The sequence below is a fragment of the Domibacillus antri genome, assembly GCF_001936625.1.
In the GTDB taxonomy this organism is placed as follows: Bacteria; Bacillota; Bacilli; order Bacillales; family Domibacillaceae; genus Domibacillus; species Domibacillus antri.
The window spans coordinates 52848-71325 of sequence record NZ_MSDU01000014.1 but is presented as its reverse complement, the minus strand read 5'-3'; the positions used below and the strand labels follow the sequence as shown (position 1 = coordinate 71325).

Annotated in this window: 21 protein-coding genes; all 21 read left to right on the top strand. The window is 44.4% G+C overall.

Translation table 11 applies throughout. From position 1 onward, the window contains the following. The first annotated feature begins 13 nt into the window (after positions 1-13). Positions 14-1015 carry a flagellar motor switch protein FliM gene (gene fliM / locus BTO30_RS07595; RefSeq protein ID WP_075398124.1) on the top strand — a complete coding sequence of 334 codons (1002 nt, stop codon included), beginning with the start codon at positions 14-16 and terminating at the stop codon, positions 1013-1015. Beyond that, positions 1005-2207 carry a flagellar motor switch phosphatase FliY gene (gene fliY, locus BTO30_RS07590; RefSeq protein WP_075398123.1) on the top strand — a complete coding sequence of 401 codons (1203 nt, stop codon included), beginning with the start codon at positions 1005-1007 and terminating at the stop codon, positions 2205-2207. Before fliM ends, fliY begins: the two co-directional genes overlap by 11 nt. A 23-nt stretch (positions 2208-2230) precedes the next feature. Continuing rightward, positions 2231-2596, top strand: a complete 366-nt coding sequence (locus BTO30_RS07585; RefSeq protein WP_075398122.1) for a response regulator — start codon at positions 2231-2233, stop codon at positions 2594-2596. A 13-nt stretch (positions 2597-2609) separates the two neighbouring features. Continuing rightward, positions 2610-3275, top strand: coding sequence for a flagellar biosynthetic protein FliO (locus BTO30_RS07580; protein ID WP_083632337.1), 666 nt, complete (start codon positions 2610-2612; stop codon positions 3273-3275). Continuing rightward, positions 3268-3933 carry a flagellar type III secretion system pore protein FliP gene (gene fliP, locus BTO30_RS07575; RefSeq protein ID WP_075398121.1) on the top strand — a complete coding sequence of 222 codons (666 nt, stop codon included), beginning with the start codon at positions 3268-3270 and terminating at the stop codon, positions 3931-3933. The genes BTO30_RS07580 and fliP overlap by 8 nt, the downstream gene beginning before the upstream one ends. A 12-nt stretch (positions 3934-3945) precedes the next feature. Beyond that, the gene (gene fliQ / locus BTO30_RS07570; RefSeq protein WP_075398120.1) at positions 3946-4215 is read left to right on the top strand and encodes a flagellar biosynthesis protein FliQ; all 270 of its coding nucleotides are present in this window, start codon (positions 3946-3948) and stop codon (positions 4213-4215) included. Positions 4216-4221: 6 nt separating this feature from the next. After that, positions 4222-4998, top strand: coding sequence for a flagellar biosynthetic protein FliR (fliR, locus tag BTO30_RS07565; protein WP_075398119.1), 777 nt, complete (start codon positions 4222-4224; stop codon positions 4996-4998). Between the two features lie 4 nt (positions 4999-5002). Further along, complete coding sequence (gene flhB / locus BTO30_RS07560; protein ID WP_075398118.1) at positions 5003-6082, top strand: flagellar biosynthesis protein FlhB; 1080 nt, start codon at positions 5003-5005, stop codon at positions 6080-6082. Positions 6083-6105: 23 nt separating this feature from the next. Continuing rightward, the gene (flhA, locus tag BTO30_RS07555; RefSeq protein WP_075398117.1) at positions 6106-8142 is read left to right on the top strand and encodes a flagellar biosynthesis protein FlhA; all 2037 of its coding nucleotides are present in this window, start codon (positions 6106-6108) and stop codon (positions 8140-8142) included. After that, positions 8139-9251, top strand: coding sequence for a flagellar biosynthesis GTPase FlhF (gene flhF / locus BTO30_RS07550; protein WP_075398116.1), 1113 nt, complete (start codon positions 8139-8141; stop codon positions 9249-9251). The genes flhA and flhF overlap by 4 nt, the downstream gene beginning before the upstream one ends. Next, positions 9248-10141: a MinD/ParA family protein gene (locus BTO30_RS07545; RefSeq protein ID WP_083632336.1), complete on the top strand. Its 894-nt coding sequence runs from the start codon at positions 9248-9250 to the stop codon at positions 10139-10141. Before flhF ends, BTO30_RS07545 begins: the two co-directional genes overlap by 4 nt. Beyond that, on the top strand, positions 10138-11229 hold the full coding sequence (locus BTO30_RS07540; protein WP_075398114.1) for a protein-glutamate methylesterase/protein-glutamine glutaminase: 1092 nt from the start codon (positions 10138-10140) through the stop codon (positions 11227-11229). Before BTO30_RS07545 ends, BTO30_RS07540 begins: the two co-directional genes overlap by 4 nt. Before the next feature lie 6 nt (positions 11230-11235). Beyond that, a complete protein-coding gene (locus BTO30_RS07535) occupies positions 11236-13281 on the top strand; it encodes a chemotaxis protein CheA (protein WP_075398113.1) in 2046 nt (681 codons plus the stop codon). Between the two features lie 14 nt (positions 13282-13295). After that, on the top strand, positions 13296-13733 hold the full coding sequence (locus BTO30_RS07530; RefSeq protein WP_075398112.1) for a chemotaxis protein CheW: 438 nt from the start codon (positions 13296-13298) through the stop codon (positions 13731-13733). A 12-nt stretch (positions 13734-13745) separates the two neighbouring features. After that, positions 13746-14387 (top strand): chemotaxis protein CheC, encoded by a 642-nt coding sequence (locus tag BTO30_RS07525; protein ID WP_075398111.1) that lies wholly within the window; start codon positions 13746-13748, stop codon positions 14385-14387. Continuing rightward, a complete protein-coding gene (locus BTO30_RS07520; RefSeq protein ID WP_075398110.1) occupies positions 14380-14877 on the top strand; it encodes a chemotaxis protein CheD in 498 nt (165 codons plus the stop codon). Before BTO30_RS07525 ends, BTO30_RS07520 begins: the two co-directional genes overlap by 8 nt. Before the next feature lie 118 nt (positions 14878-14995). Further along, positions 14996-15763, top strand: coding sequence for a FliA/WhiG family RNA polymerase sigma factor (locus BTO30_RS07515; RefSeq protein WP_075398109.1), 768 nt, complete (start codon positions 14996-14998; stop codon positions 15761-15763). A gap of 29 nt (positions 15764-15792) precedes the next feature. Further along, a complete protein-coding gene (locus BTO30_RS07510; RefSeq protein WP_083632335.1) occupies positions 15793-16092 on the top strand; it encodes a hypothetical protein in 300 nt (99 codons plus the stop codon). 8 nt (positions 16093-16100) lie between these two features. Beyond that, a complete protein-coding gene (locus BTO30_RS07505; protein WP_075398108.1) occupies positions 16101-16580 on the top strand; it encodes a DUF6115 domain-containing protein in 480 nt (159 codons plus the stop codon). Positions 16581-16725: 145 nt separating this feature from the next. Beyond that, complete coding sequence (gene rpsB / locus BTO30_RS07500; protein WP_075398107.1) at positions 16726-17478, top strand: 30S ribosomal protein S2; 753 nt, start codon at positions 16726-16728, stop codon at positions 17476-17478. A 113-nt stretch (positions 17479-17591) separates the two neighbouring features. After that, positions 17592-18473: a translation elongation factor Ts gene (gene tsf / locus BTO30_RS07495; protein WP_075398106.1), complete on the top strand. Its 882-nt coding sequence runs from the start codon at positions 17592-17594 to the stop codon at positions 18471-18473. Positions 18474-18478: the final 5 nt, after the last annotated feature.

Genomic DNA, 18478 nt, shown 5'->3' with positions numbered 1-18478 from the left:
GGGGGTGATATAATTGTCGGGAGAGATTTTATCTCAAAATGAGATTGACGCACTTCTTTCAGCTCTTTCAACGGGTGAAATGGATGCGGATGAACTCAAAAAAGAAGAAGAACAAAAGAAAGTGAAAGTATATGATTTTAAACGGGCACTTCGGTTTTCAAAAGATCAGATTCGCAGTTTAACACGAATGCACGATAACTTTGCCCGTATTTTAACAACGTTTTTTGCCGCACAGCTTAGAACGTATGTGCAAGTGTCGGTTGTATCAGCGGATCAAATCCCGTATGAAGAATTTATCCGGTCGATCCCGAACATGACGATTTTAAACGTGTTTGAAGTGCCGCCGCTCGAAGGCCGTATTTTAATGGAAGTAAATCCGAATGTGGCTTACGCGATGCTTGACCGGCTACTTGGCGGACGGGGTGCAAGCATTAACAAAGTTGAAAACTTAACGGAAATCGAAACGCGAATTATGTCAAATATGTTTGACCACGCGTTTGAAAATTACCGTGAAGCGTGGACCAATATAGTGGATATTGATCCGATAGCGGCAGATTTCGAAGTGAACCCGCAATTTTTGCAAATGGTGTCACCAAATGAAACAGTTGTCGTCATTTCGCTGAATACAACGATTGGCGAGACGACTGGCATGATTAATATTTGTATACCGCACGTCGTTTTGGAACCGATTATTCCGAAGCTTTCCGTTCACTACTGGATGCAAAATCCGGATAAAAAAGAGCGGAATCCGGAAGAAATCAAACATCTCGATAAACGGCTGAAAAAAGCGACACTGCCGGTTATTGCGGAACTTGGCCAGTCAAGTATTACGATTGAAGAGTTTCTTCTTTTGGCTGTAGATGATGTCATTGAACTAAATACACTCGTTGATCAGCCGCTTACAGTTAAAGTGGGCAGCGTGCCGAAATTTACAGCGCAGCCTGGACGCGTTAACCGCAAGATGGCTGTACAAGTGATGGACTACTTGAAAGGAGGGGATGATGATGATGAGTGATGATATGCTATCCCAGGATGAAATTGATGCATTGTTAAAAGGAGGAAATGATGATAAGCCCGGTGATTTTTCGCAGACTGAAAAAAAATTAGTCGGCAATGTAGAAGAATATCTGGATCATTTTGAGCAGGATACTCTTGGCGAAATTGGCAATATTTCGTTTGGAAGCTCTGCAACGGCTCTATCAAGCCTGCTCAATCAAAAAGTGGATATTACCACTCCGACTGTTTCGGTAGTTGAAAAAAGCCGTCTCAAAGACGAATTCCCTCACCCGTATGCGGCGATTGAAGTGAAATATACAGAAGGCTTTACAGGCGCCAATCTGCTTGTCATTCAGCAGGATGACGCGGCGATAATTGCTGATTTAATGCTTGGCGGCAATGGAGTGGATGTCTCACCTGACCTCGGTGAACTTCAATTGAGCGCTGTTCAGGAAGCGATGAATCAAATGATGGGCTCTGCGGCTACATCCATGTCGACTATTTTTAACAAAAAAGTGGATATTTCACCGCCGTCAATCTCACTTTTAAATTTACATGAAGGGGAAGGGACAGAGTCCATTCCCGAACAGGAATTATTAATTAAGATTTCATTCCGCCTGACGGTTGGAGAATTGATTGATTCTAATATTATGCAGCTTATTCCATTACAATTCGGTAAACAGCTCGTAATGGAATTAATGAATCCGGCTCCGGAACAACCGGCATCACAGCCGGTCCAGCAGGCGCCTGTTTCAAATGAAGCACCGCCGCAGCCACAGGTTCAACAGGCAGTACCACAGTCTGTGCCGCCGGAAGCGTCCATGCCAATGAGAGAATCTGAGGCGCCGCGTCACCTTGGCGGTTCATCATTTGGCCAGCAGCAGCAGCCGGCCAACGTGGAAACGGCTGTATTTTCTTCATTTAACGCTCCTCAGCTTGGCGAGCAAGAAGCGCGTAATTTGAACATGCTTTTTGATATCCCGCTGCAAGTAACGGTTGAACTCGGCCGTACGAACCGAAAAGTGAAAGACATCTTGGAACTGACGTCAGGTTCTATTATTGAACTGGACAAGCTTGCCGGTGAACCGGTTGATGTCCTCGTCAACAATCGGTTAGTGGCAAAAGGGGAAGTCGTTGTCATTGAAGAAAATTTCGGTGTGCGGATTACGAATATCGCCAGTCCGGCGGATCGATTGAAAAATTTAAATTAACTTTTTGCAGGGGGAAGAAATAAATGGCAAATCGAATTCTTATTGTAGATGATGCGGCGTTTATGCGCATGATGATTAAAGATATTTTGACGAAAAATGGTTTTGATGTAGTGGGAGAAGCGGAAAATGGCGCGCAGGCAGTAGAGAAATATGCTGAACTGAAGCCGGATCTTGTCACGATGGATATTACCATGCCGGAAAAAGACGGCATTGCGGCATTGAAAGAAATTAAAGCTGCAGACAGCTCCGCGAAAATTATTATGTGCTCGGCGATGGGACAGCAGGCGATGGTTATTGATGCGATCCAGGCCGGTGCGAAAGACTTTATTGTGAAGCCATTCCAGGCAGACCGTGTGATTGAAGCTATTTCAAAAGTGCTGTCATCATAAGGTGTGATGTAACATGAACTTATTTTTAAAAAGAATAATGCCTTTCTTTTTCGCAATGGCTCTGTTCTCTGGCAATCAACTGATTGCCACGGCAGGGCCATTTAATTCGAATGTGAAAAATTGCATTGAAAATCCGGATCCTTGTGCGGAAGAAGAGCCGGCAGGTGATCCGGAAACAGAAGCGGGCACTGAAGCCGGAAGTGAAGTCGGCATCGGATTTTTAGATGTCCTGCGGATGATGGCGGCACTCGCTTTTGTTATAGGACTGATTTACTTTTTACTCCGGTTTATTAATAAAAAAAGCCGTTCCTATCAGGAGAATCAGATGGTTCGGCATCTTGGGGGCACGGCACTTGGCGGCAGCCGTTCTATTCAAATTGTTAAAGTGGGAGAACGGGTTCTTGTTCTCGGTGTGGGTGAAAATGTCGCCCTGTTAAAAGAAATTGACGATTCAGAAGAACGAAATGAGTTGCTTGCCCGTTATGAAGAGCAGACAGATTTAATGATGCAGCCATCTGACATCATTCATAAAGTAAAATCGCAATTAGAGCTAAAAAAGAAGTCAAAGAGGTCCTCTGATTTTAAGCAGGAATTAGAAAGAAAAATGGCTGATTTGAAAAAAAGCCGAGGGCAGGCAGTTCAAGATTTCACAGACGGGGAGCGCCGGAAAGATGAATGAATTTATGGAGTTTTTTAATTCGAGTTCACCTGAAAATGTGTCCACGTCTGTGAAATTGTTATTAATGCTGACGGTTCTGTCGCTGGCACCGAGCATTTTAATTTTAATGACATGTTTTACGCGGATTATTATCGTGTTATCATTCGTGCGGACGGCACTGGCGACACAGCAAATGCCGCCGACGCAAGTCCTTCTTGGCCTTGCTCTCTTTTTAACTTTTTTCATCATGTCACCTGTTTTACAGGAGGTAAATGATGAAGCGTTAACCCCTCTTTTTAATGAGGAAATTAACCTCGAGGAAGCGTACACGCTTGCGAGTGCTCCATTTAAAGATTTCATGAGTGAACATACACGGCAAAAAGACCTGCAGTTGTTTCTGGATTACACGCAGGCGGAACAGCCGGAATCCATTGAAGATATTCCGCTGACAACGCTAGTGCCTGCATTTGCTTTAAGCGAAATTAAAACGGCTTTTCAAATCGGCTTTATGATTTTCATTCCATTTCTCGTAATTGATATGATTGTTGCCAGTATCCTTATGTCCATGGGGATGATGATGCTTCCGCCAGTTATGATTTCACTTCCTTTTAAAATTTTACTTTTTGTGTTGATCGACGGCTGGTATCTCGTCATTGAGTCGCTGCTGCGAAGCTTTTAGGTAGGTGAAGAAATGAATACAGAAATGGTTATTTCCCTTGCTGAAAAAGGGGTTTATATGACAATTATCATTTGTGCACCGCTCCTTTTGCTGGCGCTTGGCATCGGTCTTGCAGTCAGTATCTTCCAGGCGACGACGCAAATTCAAGAGCAGACACTTGCTTTCGTTCCAAAAATTGTGGGTGTCCTGGTTGGTATCATTTTTTTCGGACCATGGATGCTGACACGTATGGTCTCTTACATGATGGAAATTTTTACAAATTTAACGAGATTTGTCGGGTAGAGGCGAATGGGTCAATTGTTTCCTGATCTGTCCGTTTTTTTACTTATTCTCGTACGCGTATCGGCTTTTTTCGTGACAATGCCGCTTTTTTCCTACAGAACGATACCTGCCCAGCACCGGATCGCCTTTGCGCTTGTTTTGTCATGGACCATGTATTACTCCATTGACGCTGGTCCGTTTGAGATAAACGGCGAATACATTTTGCTCATTTTAAAAGAAGCGATGACAGGGCTGTTAATTGGTTTAGCGGCGTTTATCGTCTTATCGGCCATTCAAATTGCCGGCGGATTTATCGATTTTCAGATGGGCTTTGCCATTGCGAACGTCATTGATCCCCAGACCGGTGCACAAAGTCCTTTAATGGGCCAATATTTATACATGTTTTCCTTGCTCATGCTGCTCGCGTTAAACGGTCATCATCTCATTTTAGATGGTATTTTTTACAGCTATGAATTCATTCCGATGGATCAACTGTATTTGCCGTTTGGAAATGGAGAAGCCGCTTATTATATGGCAAGAACATTCAATGCCGTTTTTTTGATTGCGTTTCAAATGTCAATGCCGATTGTGGCCGTTTTATTTTTGACCGATGTTATGCTGGGCATTGTCGCCCGGACGGTTCCGCAGCTTAACATTTTTGTGGTCGGCTTTCCACTCAAAATTGGTGTCGCGTTTATCGTTGTGTTTATTGTCATCGGTGTCATTTTTACTTTAGTACGTGATTTATTCGGAATGATGTTGAATGTCATGCGGGATTTAATGACGATTTTTGGAGGCGGATAGCACTATGCTGCTGAAACTGGATCTGCAATTTTTTGCGGGAGAAAAGACGGAAAAAGCAACACCGAAAAAGAAGCAGGACTCCCGTAAAAAAGGGCAGGTGGCGAAAAGTCAGGATTTAAACACAGCCGTCAGCCTGCTTGTCCTGTTCGGTTTTTTATCAGCATTTGCCGCGTCAATGGGTCGGGATATTTTTCATATGTTCCAGCATTCGATTGAATATTACATGCTGATGCCGGTGACAGAAGCGAATTTAAAAACGATTGTGTTTGAAGTGATGGAGCAGTGTGCGGTCATTCTTGGCCCTTTCATGGGCGTCGCTATGGCTGCCGGGGTGATCGCCAACTACGCGCAGGTTGGCTGGCTGGTAACAGGTGAACCCATTAAGCCAAAGCTTGAAAAGTTAGATCCGATTAAAGGGTTTAAGCGTATTTTTTCTATGCGTGCGATTGTGGAGTTATTAAAATCGATTTTGAAAATTGGTTTCGTTGGCACAGCGGCTTTTGTCATTCTTTGGATTCATATAGAAGATGTACTGAAAATGGCTTTGAAGCCGATTGAAGATACGCTTCCGCTTGTTGGTACACTGACCGTACAAATGGGTCTTGTCGCCGCGGCTGCGCTGCTCGTGCTTGGTGTGCTCGATTATTTTTATCAAAAGTTTGACTTTGAAAAAAGCCTGCGTATGTCTAAACAGGATATTAAAGATGAGCATAAAAACTCGGAAGGGGACCCGCTCATAAAATCGCGTATCCGCCAGACACAGCGTGAGATGGCGATGCGCCGCATGATGCAGGAAGTGCCGGATGCGGACGTTGTCATCACGAATCCGACGCATTATGCGATCGCGTTAAAATATGATGAATCGAAGCTTGATGCACCGTATGTCGTAGCGAAAGGGACCGACTATATTGCACAAAAGATTAAATTGATTGCGAAAGAAAACGACGTCACGATGGTTGAAAACAGGCCGCTGGCGAGAGCACTTCATGATCAAACCGAAATCGGTGATGCGGTGCCGGAAGAGTTTTTTAAAGCGATCGCAGAAATTCTCGCATACGTTTACCGGATTAAAAATAAATTGTAACTTTTTTGTTGGGAGAGAAAAAAATGAAAGCAAGAGACCTCTCTGTTTTACTCAGTGTTATTTTAATTGTTGCCATGCTCATCGTGCCGCTTCCAACGTGGCTCTTAAGTGTGCTTATCATCATTAATATTTCTCTTGCGCTCCTCGTTTTGCTCATCTCGATGAATATGAAAGAAGCGCTTGAATTTTCCGTATTTCCTTCACTGCTTTTGCTGTTGACGTTATTTCGGCTTGGTCTGAATGTGTCGACAACGCGTTCCATTTTAAGTCACGGGGAGGCAGGGGGCGTTGTCGAGACATTCGGCACATTCGTAGTCGGCGGGAATATCGTCGTTGGGATGGTTGTTTTTTTTATCCTTGTCATTATTCAGTTTGTTGTTATTACGAAAGGGGCAGAGCGTGTATCGGAAGTGGCTGCACGCTTCACACTTGACGCAATGCCGGGAAAGCAGATGAGTATTGATGCCGATTTAAATGCAGGCATGATTTCTGAAACACAGGCACGAGAACGACGTGAAAAAGTAAGCCGCGAAGCCGACTTTTATGGAGCAATGGACGGGGCGACAAAATTCGTCAAAGGGGATGCGATCGCCGGTATAATCATGGTTATCATCAACCTCATTGTCGGCATCGTGATCGGGATGATGCAGCAGGAACTCTCGTTCGGAGAATCCGCTGCCCGCTATTCGCTGTTAACAGTTGGCGACGGTATTGTGTCACAAATTCCGGCGCTTTTAATCACAACAGCAACCGGTATCGTTGTAACGCGTGCCGCCTCAAATGGAAACCTGGGTGAAGAAATTTCAGGGCAGCTTTTACGTTACCCGTCCATGCTTTATATCGCAGCTGGAACGATTTTTTTATTGGGCATTGCGACGCCTATTAATGATATTTTAACTATTCCGATTGCAGCAGGGCTTGCATTGGGAGGCTATATGATCTCGCGTGCTCCAAAAGAAGCGCCTGATGATTCAATGTCTTCAGAAGAAGAGGCCGATACAGAAGAACTTAAAAGTCCGGAATCTGTTGTTAATTTGCTGACGGTTGATCCGATTGAGTTTGAATTTGGCTATGGGCTTATACCTCTTGCCGATACCAATCAGGGCGGGGATTTACTGGACCGGATTGTCATGATCCGGAGACAGCTGGCGCTTGAACTTGGACTTGTTATTCCTGTTGTCCGTATACGGGATAATATACAACTTCAGCCAAATGAGTACCGGATGAAAATAAAGGGCAGTGAAGTGGCGGGAGGCGAGCTTCTTCTCGATCACTATTTAGCCATGAGTCCTGGAGAAGAAGATGATATGGTAGAAGGAATTGATACAATTGAACCATCTTTTGGTCTGCCGGCAAAATGGATTACAGAAGATGTGAAAGAACAGGCGGAAATTTTCGGCTATACCGTTGTGGACCCGCCAAGCGTTGTATCGACGCATTTAACAGAAACGATTAAGAAGCACGCACACGAACTGCTGGGCCGCCAGGAAACACAGCAGCTCATCGATCATTTAAAAGCATCGTATCCGATTTTAGTGGATGAAGTGACCCCAAATCCGCTTTCAGTTGGAGAAGTGCAAAAAGTTTTGGCTAAATTATTGAAGGAAAATTTATCGATCCGCAACTTGCCGATCATTTTCGAAACGCTTGCTGATTTCGGAAAAATGACATCGGATACGGATTTATTAACAGAATATGTCCGTCAAGCCCTTGCCCGTCAAATTACGATGCAATTTGCGGATGATACCGGTTCACTTCATGTCATTACTTTGTCCGGACAAATTGAAAAACTTATTGCAGACGGTGTACAGCAGACAGAACACGGCAATTATTTGTCCATCGATCCGAATGAGTCACAGCGTATTTTAGAAGCGACTGCCCAGCAGGTGGAGCAGGCATCGTTTATGCAGCAATCACCGGTTATTCTTTGTTCGCCGGCCATCCGCATGTATGTGAGACAGCTCCTTGAACGCTATTTCCCGCAAATTCCTGTTTTATCCTATAACGAGCTTGAGCCAAGTGTAGAAGTACAGAGTACAGGAGTGGTGACGATCGAATGAAAATGAAAAAGTATATGGCGCCTTCTATGCCGGAAGTGATGAAAAAAGTGCGGGCTGAACTCGGCCCGCAAGCCGTTATATTACAGTCAAAAACGGTATATAAAGGCGGAGTCTTAGGCCTATTTAGGAAAAAAAATATAGAAGTCGTTGCGGCGATTGATCCGAATGCGGAAATGATAGAACGGACAATTGAAAGAAAGCCGGAGCCGGTCACAATTAAACAGCATACACCGCTGTCTGATGAATTAAAAAAAGATATGCAGGAAATGAAACAAATGATCCGCCAGTTGAAAGAAACAAAACAGGCCGATTTTTTGTATCCGGAACCATTGCAGCCGGTTCTTGAGCAGTTGAAACGGCAAGGTTTATCCGAGGAACTGCTGCAGCTGACAGGCGATCATCTTCTGGAAAAATGGCGGGAAGAGCGCCATCGGGCAGATGATAGAAAGGTTCGTGATTGGGCCATTGAATGTTTAATAGACTGTCTGTCTTCATGCCGTACAGCGGGGCCAGAACCGGCAAAGTATATTCATCTCCTTGGGCCGACCGGTGTCGGTAAGACGACGACGCTTGCAAAGCTCGCCTCGAAAAAAGTACTTGAGAAAGGCGAAAAGGTGGCGTTTATTACAACGGATACGTATCGAATCGCTGCTATTGAGCAGTTAAAGACGTATGCGGGACTTCTGGATGCGCCATTTAAAATTGCCTATTCAAGAAGTGATATGGAAAAGGCATTTGCCGATCTGGCGGATTATGATGTAGTGTTCATCGATACAGCTGGGCGTAATTATCGCGAAAAACAGTACGTGGAAGATTTGCAGGCACTGATGTTGAAAAAAACGGTACAGTCTCTTTATTATCTTGTTTTGAGCGCAGCATCGAAACAGGAGGATTTAGAAGAAGTCATTGAGAACTTTACATCTATACAGCTCGATGGATTTATTTTTACAAAAGTGGATGAAACAAAAACTAAAGGCACAATTGTTAATTTGATGTATACTTATAAAGTAGGAATATCCTTTATTGCAAATGGTCAAAATGTACCAGATGATCTTTCTGAAACAACTCCGGAACGTATTATTCAATCTTTATTTGAGGAAACAAGATGATGAACGATCAAGCCGCATCACTCAGAAAAAAACTGATGCAAAAAACGGCCGCGGTAGAGCCGCTGAAGAAAAGGCGTGCGAAAACATTAGCGATTGTAAGCGGAAAAGGCGGCGTCGGAAAGACGAACATTTCCGTCAACCTCGCGATCGGGCTCGCCAGAATGAATAAAAAAGTTTTATTATTTGATATGGACATTGGCATGGGTAATATTTATCATTTAATTAGTAAGGATCCCGGACATTCCATTGCGGAGTTTTTTACGAAAGGTGTGCCGCTCACAGATTTGATTAATTCCGGGCCTGAAGGGATTTTATTTATTCACGGCGGGTCGGCGGCCGCGCAGTTATTTGAATGGGATGAAACGTACACCGAAAAGTGGATACAAGCTCTTGAACAGCTGGTTGATGACTATGACTATATTTTGTTTGATATGGGAGCGGGAGCATCAAAAGAAAGCTTGAATATTTTACTTGCGGCGGAAGCGGTGCTGACAGTATCCACTCCGGAACCGACTGCTATGACTGATGCTTATTCCATGATGAAGTTTATTTTTTTACGGGATGAAGAAAAGCAGTTCTTTCTTCTATGTAATAGGGCTGAAACAGAGGAGGAAGGCTTTCAGACGGCTGAACGCCTTAAGCAGACGATGGAAGCATTTTTGCGTGTAAGCCCGATCATTCTCGGCTCATTGCCGGATGATCCTGCTGTTCGCAAATCCGTTAAAGCTGGGCAGCCTTTTATGATTGCTTTTCCGGAAGCGCGTATTTCGACCGCATTTGACATCATCGTGAAAAAGTATGCAGGCGTACCTGTAAAAGACGAACAAAAAACATCAGGCTTCATTGATAAGCTGCGGCGCTTTTTTACAGAAAGAAGGGACAGCCGATGAGATCAAAAAAAATTCTTGTTGTGGATGATTCTGCTTTTATGAGAAAGCTGATTTCCGAGTTTTTAATTGAGCATCCGGAGCTGGAAGTCGTCGCATTTGCGCGAAACGGGCATGATGCTGTAAAAAAAGCGATAGAGTTAAAGCCGGATGTTATCACGCTTGATGTTGAGATGCCTGAAATGGATGGGCTGCAGGCGCTGAAAATCATCATGGAAAAGCAGCCGTGCCCTGTCGTAATGCTGTCGAGCTTGACGAAAGAAGGGACGGAAACCACATTAAAAGCGATTGAAATGGGTGCGGTTGATTTTATTGCCAAGCCTTCTGGAACAATTTCGCTTGATCTTCACAAAATCAAAGATGTACTGATTGAAAAGGTACTCGCCGCTTCAAAAGCAAATATCACTATGCAGCCGGCGCTGGCTGCAAAACCTTCAGTCATTGTCCCTCCGACAAGAAGCAATCCAGAACCGGGAGATCGCATGGCGTCGGCCGCGCGTTATAAAAAGATGGGCAAGCTCGTCCTGATCGCCACATCAACAGGAGGTCCGCGCGCCCTGCAGCATGTCATAACGAAACTGCCGGCCTCCCTTGCTGCACCGGTCGTTGTTGTGCAGCATATGCCTCCGGGCTTTACGAAATCGCTTGCGGACCGGCTTGATTCTTTATCTGAAATTCGTGTCAAAGAAGCGCAGGACGGCGAAGTTTTGAAAAAAGGCACTGCCTATATTGCCCCAGGCGGCTGCCATTTGAAACTAAGAAAGACGGGTACCTCTATTGTTGCCTCACTCGATCAAACCGAGCCGGAAGGAGGACATCGTCCGGCCGCCAATGTGACGTTCCGTTCGGCAGCAGAGATCAATGAATTTGATAAAATAGCCGTGATTATGACCGGTATGGGAGCGGACGGCGCAGAAGGATTGATCAAGTTGAAAGAAGCCGGCCCTGTTAAAGCCATTGCAGAAGCTAAAGAAACATGTGTCGTTTATGGAATGCCAAAAGCTGCTGTTGCCACGCATCTTGTTGATGATGTTGTGCCGGTTGATGAAATTGCATTAACCATTGTAAAGCACGTATATGATAAGAGGTGAAGACGGATGGATACGAATCAGTACCTGGAAATTTTTATTGATGAAAGTAAAGAACACTTGCAAGCAATGAACGAGCATTTACTGGAGCTTGAAAAAGATCCAACAAATATTGATATTGTTAATGAAGTATTTCGCTCTGCTCATACGTTGAAAGGCATGTCTGCAACGATGGGCTATGAAGACCTTGCGAACTTAACGCACAAATTGGAAAACGTGCTTGATGCGATTCGAAACCATAAAATATCGGTCACATTAGAAATTATGGATACTGTTTTTTCCTCTGTTGATGATCTTGAAGCGATGGTGCTTGATATTTCAGCCGGCGGAGATGGAAAGCGCGACGTAACAGATGTTGTGACAAAACTTCTCCAAATTGAACAGGGCGAGCCAGTATCATCCCTATCAGTCCCGTCTGAACAACCACCTGCACCTGTAACGGAACATAATCTTCAATATGATGAATTTGAACGCACCGTAATGGAACAGTCAAAAGAACAGGGGTTCAGCTGTTTTGAAGTGGCGGTTTCTCTTCGTGCTGATTGCGTTTTAAAAGCAGCGCGGGTTTTTATGGTATTCGAAGTACTTGAAAAATGTGGTGAAGTGATTAAATCCGTTCCGTCTTCTGACCAGCTGGAAGAAGAAAAGTTCGATGAACAATTCACCGTGACGCTTGTAACGAAGGAGCCGGCAGAAGATATTGAAGAGAAAGTGAAAAAAGTATCAGAAGTCGAGCAAGTGACGGTGACGGAAATTATTCAGTCTGCAGTTCCTTCACCGGAACAGCAAACCGAAGCGCCGGTGGAAGGTTCAGCTGAACAGCAAAAACAACCGGCAGCGAAGCAGGTCGAAGTGAAGCCTGCGGAGAAAAAAGGGGAAGAGAACAAAGGTTCAAAACAGGCTGTCTCCAACAAGACGATCCGAGTGAATATTGAGCGTCTGGATATTTTAATGAACTTATTTGAAGAGCTTGTCATTGACAGGGGCCGTCTTGAATCCATTTCGGGCGAATTAAATCATTCTGAACTGAATGAGACAGTTGAACGCATGTCGCGTATTTCCGGTGATTTGCAAAATATCATTTTAAACATGCGCATGGTTCCGGTAGAAACGGTCTTTAACCGGTTCCCGAAATTAGTCCGTCAGCTGTCGAGAGACTTGAATAAGCAAATCAATCTGGAAATCATCGGGGCGGAAACCGAGCTTGACCGCACGGTGATTGATGAAATTGGTGATCCGCTTGTTCATTTAATCCGAAATGCGGGAGATCATGGGATTGAGATGCCGGAGGAACGCACCGCAAAGGGAAAGCCGGCTGTAGGAACCATTAAATTAAAAGCTTACCATAGCGGTAATCACGTCTTCATAGAAATTGAAGATGACGGTGCGGGGATAAATAAAGATAAAGTTTTGAAAAAAGCATTGGATAAAGGGATCGTGACCGAAGATCAGGCACTGACACTTGATGACCGGCAAATATTTGAGCTGATTATGGCCTCCGGTTTTTCAACAGCGGATGTGATCTCTGATTTGTCCGGACGCGGAGTCGGACTGGATGTTGTCAAAACGACAATTGAATCACTCGGCGGTTCCATTACCATTGATTCCGTTGAAGGCGTTGGTTCGACGTTCTTAATTCAGCTGCCATTAACGCTGTCCATCATTTCCGTCATGCTTGTTGAAATTGAAAAAGAAAAGTATGCGATTCCGCTTTCATCCATTATCGAAACAGCGATTGTGAAGAAAGAAGAAGTGTTGAACGCTCATAACCAGCAGGTAATTGATTTCCGTGGAAAAGTTGTACCGCTTCTTTTCCTAGAAGATATTTTCTCAGTTCCTCATCAGGAAGATGATGACCGGTTCTATTCCATTGTCATCGTGAGAAAAGGGGAAAAAATGGCAGGTCTCGTTGTTGACTCGTTTATCGGCCAGCAGGAAGTCGTATTGAAATCACTTGGTAACTATTTAACAAATGTCTTTGCGATTTCCGGTGCGACCATTTTAGGCGATGGGCAGGTAGCGCTTATCGTCGACTGCAACGCGCTCATTAAATAAGAGGAGGTGCGGCTATGAGTGAAACAAGTGCTCCAACCGCAGTTAAAGTCATTGCTTTTCAATTATTGGATAAAGAATATGCTCTGCCGGTTCACCAGGTCCACTCCATCGAAAAATTAATGCATATCACGCGTGTGCCGGGCACTGTGTCTTTCGTAAAAGGCGTTATTAATTTACGGGGTGTCGTCACACCGATTATCGATTTGCGCAGCCGGTTCGGTTTGGCGGATGATCGCTATGATGACACAACGCGCATTATTATTGCTGCTCGTGATGATATGGAAGTCGGTTTAATTGTAGACGGTGCAAATGATGTGCTGGATATTCCCCTTGATGCCATTGAACCGCAGCCGGAAGTGGTTGGTTCGCTTGGAGATGAATACATTACTGGTGTCGCCAAACTCGAAAAAAGACTGCTGATTATGCTCAGTCTTGAGAAGATTTTTAAATAAGGGCTGTTCATGATGAACTATATTGATCACATTCAGCCTATTCATCTTGATATTTTAAAAGAAGTAGGGAATATTGGAGCGGGACATGCCGCAACGTCCCTGTCTACGCTCCTGAACCGGAAGATTGATATGAAGGTGCCAAGCGTCCGTGTTGTTCCGTTTACAGAGATGATGGAGCTGACAGGCGGTTCTGAAAAAGAAGCGGTCAGCGTCAGCCTCCGTATTGAAGGAGAAGCAGGCGGCAACATGTTTTTCATGCTGGCAGTAGAGGAAGCGGATCGGTTTATCCAAAAATTAACGATGGACGACATGTTTACATTCCATGACCGTGAGGTGCAGCATATCGGTTTTTCTGCGATGCAGGAAATGGGGAACATTTTGTCCGGCTCATACTTATCAGCATTGAGTGATTTTACGCATTTAAAACTGCAGCCGTCTGTACCGGAGCTTGCCGTCGATATGTTTGGCGCTATTATCAGCTATGGATTGCTTGAAATTTCCCAATACAGCGATTATGCCATCGTGATTGACACGATTTTGACGGAGCTTGAAGCGGGAGATATAGAAACAGTAAAAGGGCATTTCTTTTTATTGTTGTCTCCGGACTCATTCCCGGTAATTTTTGAAGCACTTGGAGCCGGTTATAATGAATAACGTGCGGGACGTTGTGAAAGTAGGGATTGCAGACCTGAATGTCGTCAAGCCGCCGGGGACAATCCGCACATCCGGTCTTGGTTCCTGCGTCGGCGTCGTGTTGTACGATGAAACAGCTCGTGTCGCTGGAATGGTTCATGTGATGCTTCCAGACTCAAGCCTTGCAAAATCAAATATGAAAAATGCCGCTAAATTTGCCAATACAGGGGTACCGGCTCTGATTAATGAGCTGACGAAAATCGGCGCACGTCCATCACGGCTTAAAGCCAAAATTGCAGGCGGTGCGCAAATGTTTCAGTTTAAATCCGGTTCTGATTTAATGAAGATTGGTCCGCGGAATGTCGATGCCGTCAAAGAACAGTTAAAGGCGGCCCGCATCCCGATTCTCGCTGAAGATGTCGGCGGAAACAGCGGCCGGACGATTGAGTTTGATCCATCTACGTCCATTCTTCATATTCGGACAGTCAATAAAGGTGAGCAGCAGCTGTAAGAAAAGCAGGGGCATCAATGCCGCTGCTTTTTTGTGCATAATGTTGGCAAATGCATGACTTTTCTTTAAAATAATAAAAAAAGGATGGTTTTGCACCGGTTAGGTCAGGGGGGATCAAATGACGAAGACAACGCAGCAGGAAGAGCAGGATCTATGGACAAGGTGGAAAAAAGAGAAGCATCCGGACGATGGGGATGCACTCGTCACCCGATACATGCCTCTTGTGACTTTTCACAGCCGGAGAATAGCGTCCACACTGCCGAAAGCGGTAAGCAGAGAAGAAATTATGAGTTTCGGCTTATCGGGTCTGTATGATGCTCTGTTAAAATTTGAACCTTCACGTGATTTAAAATTCGATACGTATGCCTCTTTTCGCATTCGCGGAGCCATATTAGACGGGCTTCGTAAAGCGGACTGGCTGCCGCGTGCCGCCCGGGAAAAATCAAAGAAGATTGAAGCGGCTGTGTCGAAGCTTGAACAGCGTTATTTACGGACAGTGACAGCGGAGGAAGTTGCAGAAGAGCTCGGAATCACGGCAGATGATGTTCATGATACAATGGCGGAACATTTTTTTTCTCACGTTTTATCAATGGATGAACAGATGAATGAACTGGATCAGCAGGAAGGTTTTGGTTTTGTCATTAAAGATGAACAGGTATTGTCACCGGAAGAAGAGCTTGTTAAACAGGAACAAATAAATGATTTGGCCGCGCAAATTGAAAAATTGACGGAAAAAGAGCAGCTTGTTATTGACCTTTTCTATAAAGAGGAGCTCACTTTGACAGAGATCGGTGAAATTCTCGGATTATCGACATCCCGGATTTCGCAGATTCATTCGAAGGCATTATTTAAGTTAAAGCAGCAGCTTGTGAAGAAAAAAGGGTAATCCATTTACGAAGGAAACGGGGTGGCGGTGTGGATTTTAAATCGGTTGAGATGCAGGTGGCACTTCCCCGGACTTATGAGGCGTCCAAAACGGTGCTGGACCAGCAGCAAAATGCCCTGTCTGCCCAGCAAAATGCAAATGCTGATGCGGAAAAAGAAGCAGAATGGAAACGAAAAGCCGTTGTTGAGGGGGATAACATCGATAAAATGAATTTGAATGAACGCGGCCGGGAAAATGAACAGCAAAGACAAAGAAGAAAGAAGAAACAGGATGAAAAAAAGAAATCCGCCCATCCTTATAAAGGGAAGCGTATTGATGTGAGCGGGTAAGGAGAATTATGACGACGTTTTTAATAACCATCTCATTTTTATTGCATGCAGTCAGTCTGTTTGCGCTTATTTTATTATACCAGCGGCAAAATAACATAAAGCTGACTGAACAAAAAATGAGGCAGACAGCATTGGAAACAGAAGAAATGATGACCGCCTTTTTAATGGAACTAAAAGAAGAGAATGAGCATCTTCTAAAGCAGTTGTCGAACAAGCCTCCTGAACAAAAAGAAATCGTGCCTCTGCCGGAGGAAATGAAACAGGATGCTGTACCGCTGCCGCCAATCGTTCCGAGAAAAGCTGCCGCGAAAGCATATACCCGTATAAAAAATGACCAGGAGAAGCCGGTGACAGTTCGTTCTCCGGCGGAACAGATGATTGAACTGAAAAAACAGGGGTTTTCAGACGAGGATATCGCACGCAAGATGCAGATTGGTATCACAGAAGTACAGCTTGGATTAAAATTGTACCGGCCGCAAGAAAAATAGTTGCGGACGGGGTCTCATTGTGATATAGTAACTAACGGTGTTAATACACACGTCTTTTGATTCAGGCAGACGGTGCCGTCCATGACGGATTTTGTCTGAAAGGGATAAAGACGGAGGAAATATAACCAAACAGGAGGAAACAAACATGTCAGTCATTTCTATGAAGCAATTGCTTGAAGCTGGTGTTCACTTCGGCCATCAAACACGCCGCTGGAACCCGAAAATGAAAAAGTACATTTTCCAGGAGCGTAACGGGATCTACATCATCGATCTTCAAAAAACGGTCCGCAAAGTGGAAGAAGCGTACAAATTTGTAAGAGAAGTTGCCGGTGACGGTGGTAAAGTATTGTTCGTTGGAACGAAAAAACAAGCTCAGGAGTCTGTGAAAGAAGAAGCAGAACGTTCAGGTATGTACTACGTGAACCAACGCTGGCTTGGTGGTACACTTACAAACTTCTCAACAATTCAAAAGCGTATTCAACGTTTGAAAAACATCGAAAAAATGGCGGAAGACGGTACATTCGACGTACTTCCGAAAAAAGAAGTTGTTCAGCTTAAAAAAGAGCATGAGCGCCTTGTGAAGTTCCTTGGCGGTATTAAGGATATGAAAGGTCTTCCAGATGCCCTTTTCATTATCGACCCGCGTAAAGAACGTATTGCTGTGGCAGAAGCGCGTAAATTGAACATTCCGATCGTTGGTATTGTTGATACTAACTGTGATCCGGACGAAATTGATTACGTAATCCCTGCAAACGATGACGCAATCCGCGCTGTAAAACTTTTAACTGGTAAAATGGCTGACGCTGTTCTTGAAGCGAAGCAAGGCGAAGAAATCGCTGAAGCAGCAGCTGGAGACGAAGCGCAGGAAGCTGAAACAGCAGAAGCTGCAGCTGAGTAATACATTATAAAGGTGATAAGAGGGATACCCTTATCACCTTTTTTTAAAGAAGTGCGGATTTCACCATGGCAATGCTTTCGTGGTCCGCTCTACATATTTAAGGAGGAATTATAATGGCGATTACTGCACAAATGGTAAAAGAACTACGTGAAAAAACTGGCGCAGGTATGATGGACTGCAAAAAAGCATTAGTTGAAACGGATGGCAATTTGGACCAAGCTATCGATTACCTTCGTGAAAAAGGAATCGCGAAAGCGGCAAAGAAATCAGACCGTATCGCAGCAGAAGGTACTACATTCATTACAAGCGAAGGCGACACAGCTGTGATCGTTGAAGTAAATGCAGAAACAGACTTCGTTGCGAAAAACGAAAACTTCCAGGTGCTTGTGAAAGAAATCGCGGCACATCTTTTGGCTAATAAACCGGCATCGGTTGAAGAAGCACTTCAACAAACAATGGAAAACGGTAAAACAGTTGATACGTACATCAGCGAAGCGATTTCTAAAATCGGTGAAAAAATCACACTCCGCCGTTTTGAAATCCGTACAAAAGGCGAGAACGCTGCTTTCGGTGAATACTTGCACATGGGCGGACGTATTGGCGTACTTGCTGTTGTTGAAGGTACAACAGATGCTTCGGCAGCAAAAGACGTGGCGATGCATGCAGCTGCATTGAATCCGAAGTATGTATCACGCGATCAGGTTTCTGAAGAAGAAGTAGAACGTGAGCGTAAAGTATTGACTGAGCAGGCGTTAAATGAAGGCAAGCCTGAAAACATCGTAGCCAAAATGGTAGAAGGCCGCCTTGGCAAGTTTTTTGAAGAAGTATGCATTTTAGATCAAAGCTTTGTTAAAGATCCTGACCAAAAAGTGCGTCAATTCCTTGAATCCAAAGGGGCAACATTGACGGAATTTGTTCGCTATGAAGTGGGCGAAGGTTTGGAAAAACGTCAAGATAACTTTGCTGAAGAAGTAATGAGCCAAGTGAAAAAATAATGCTT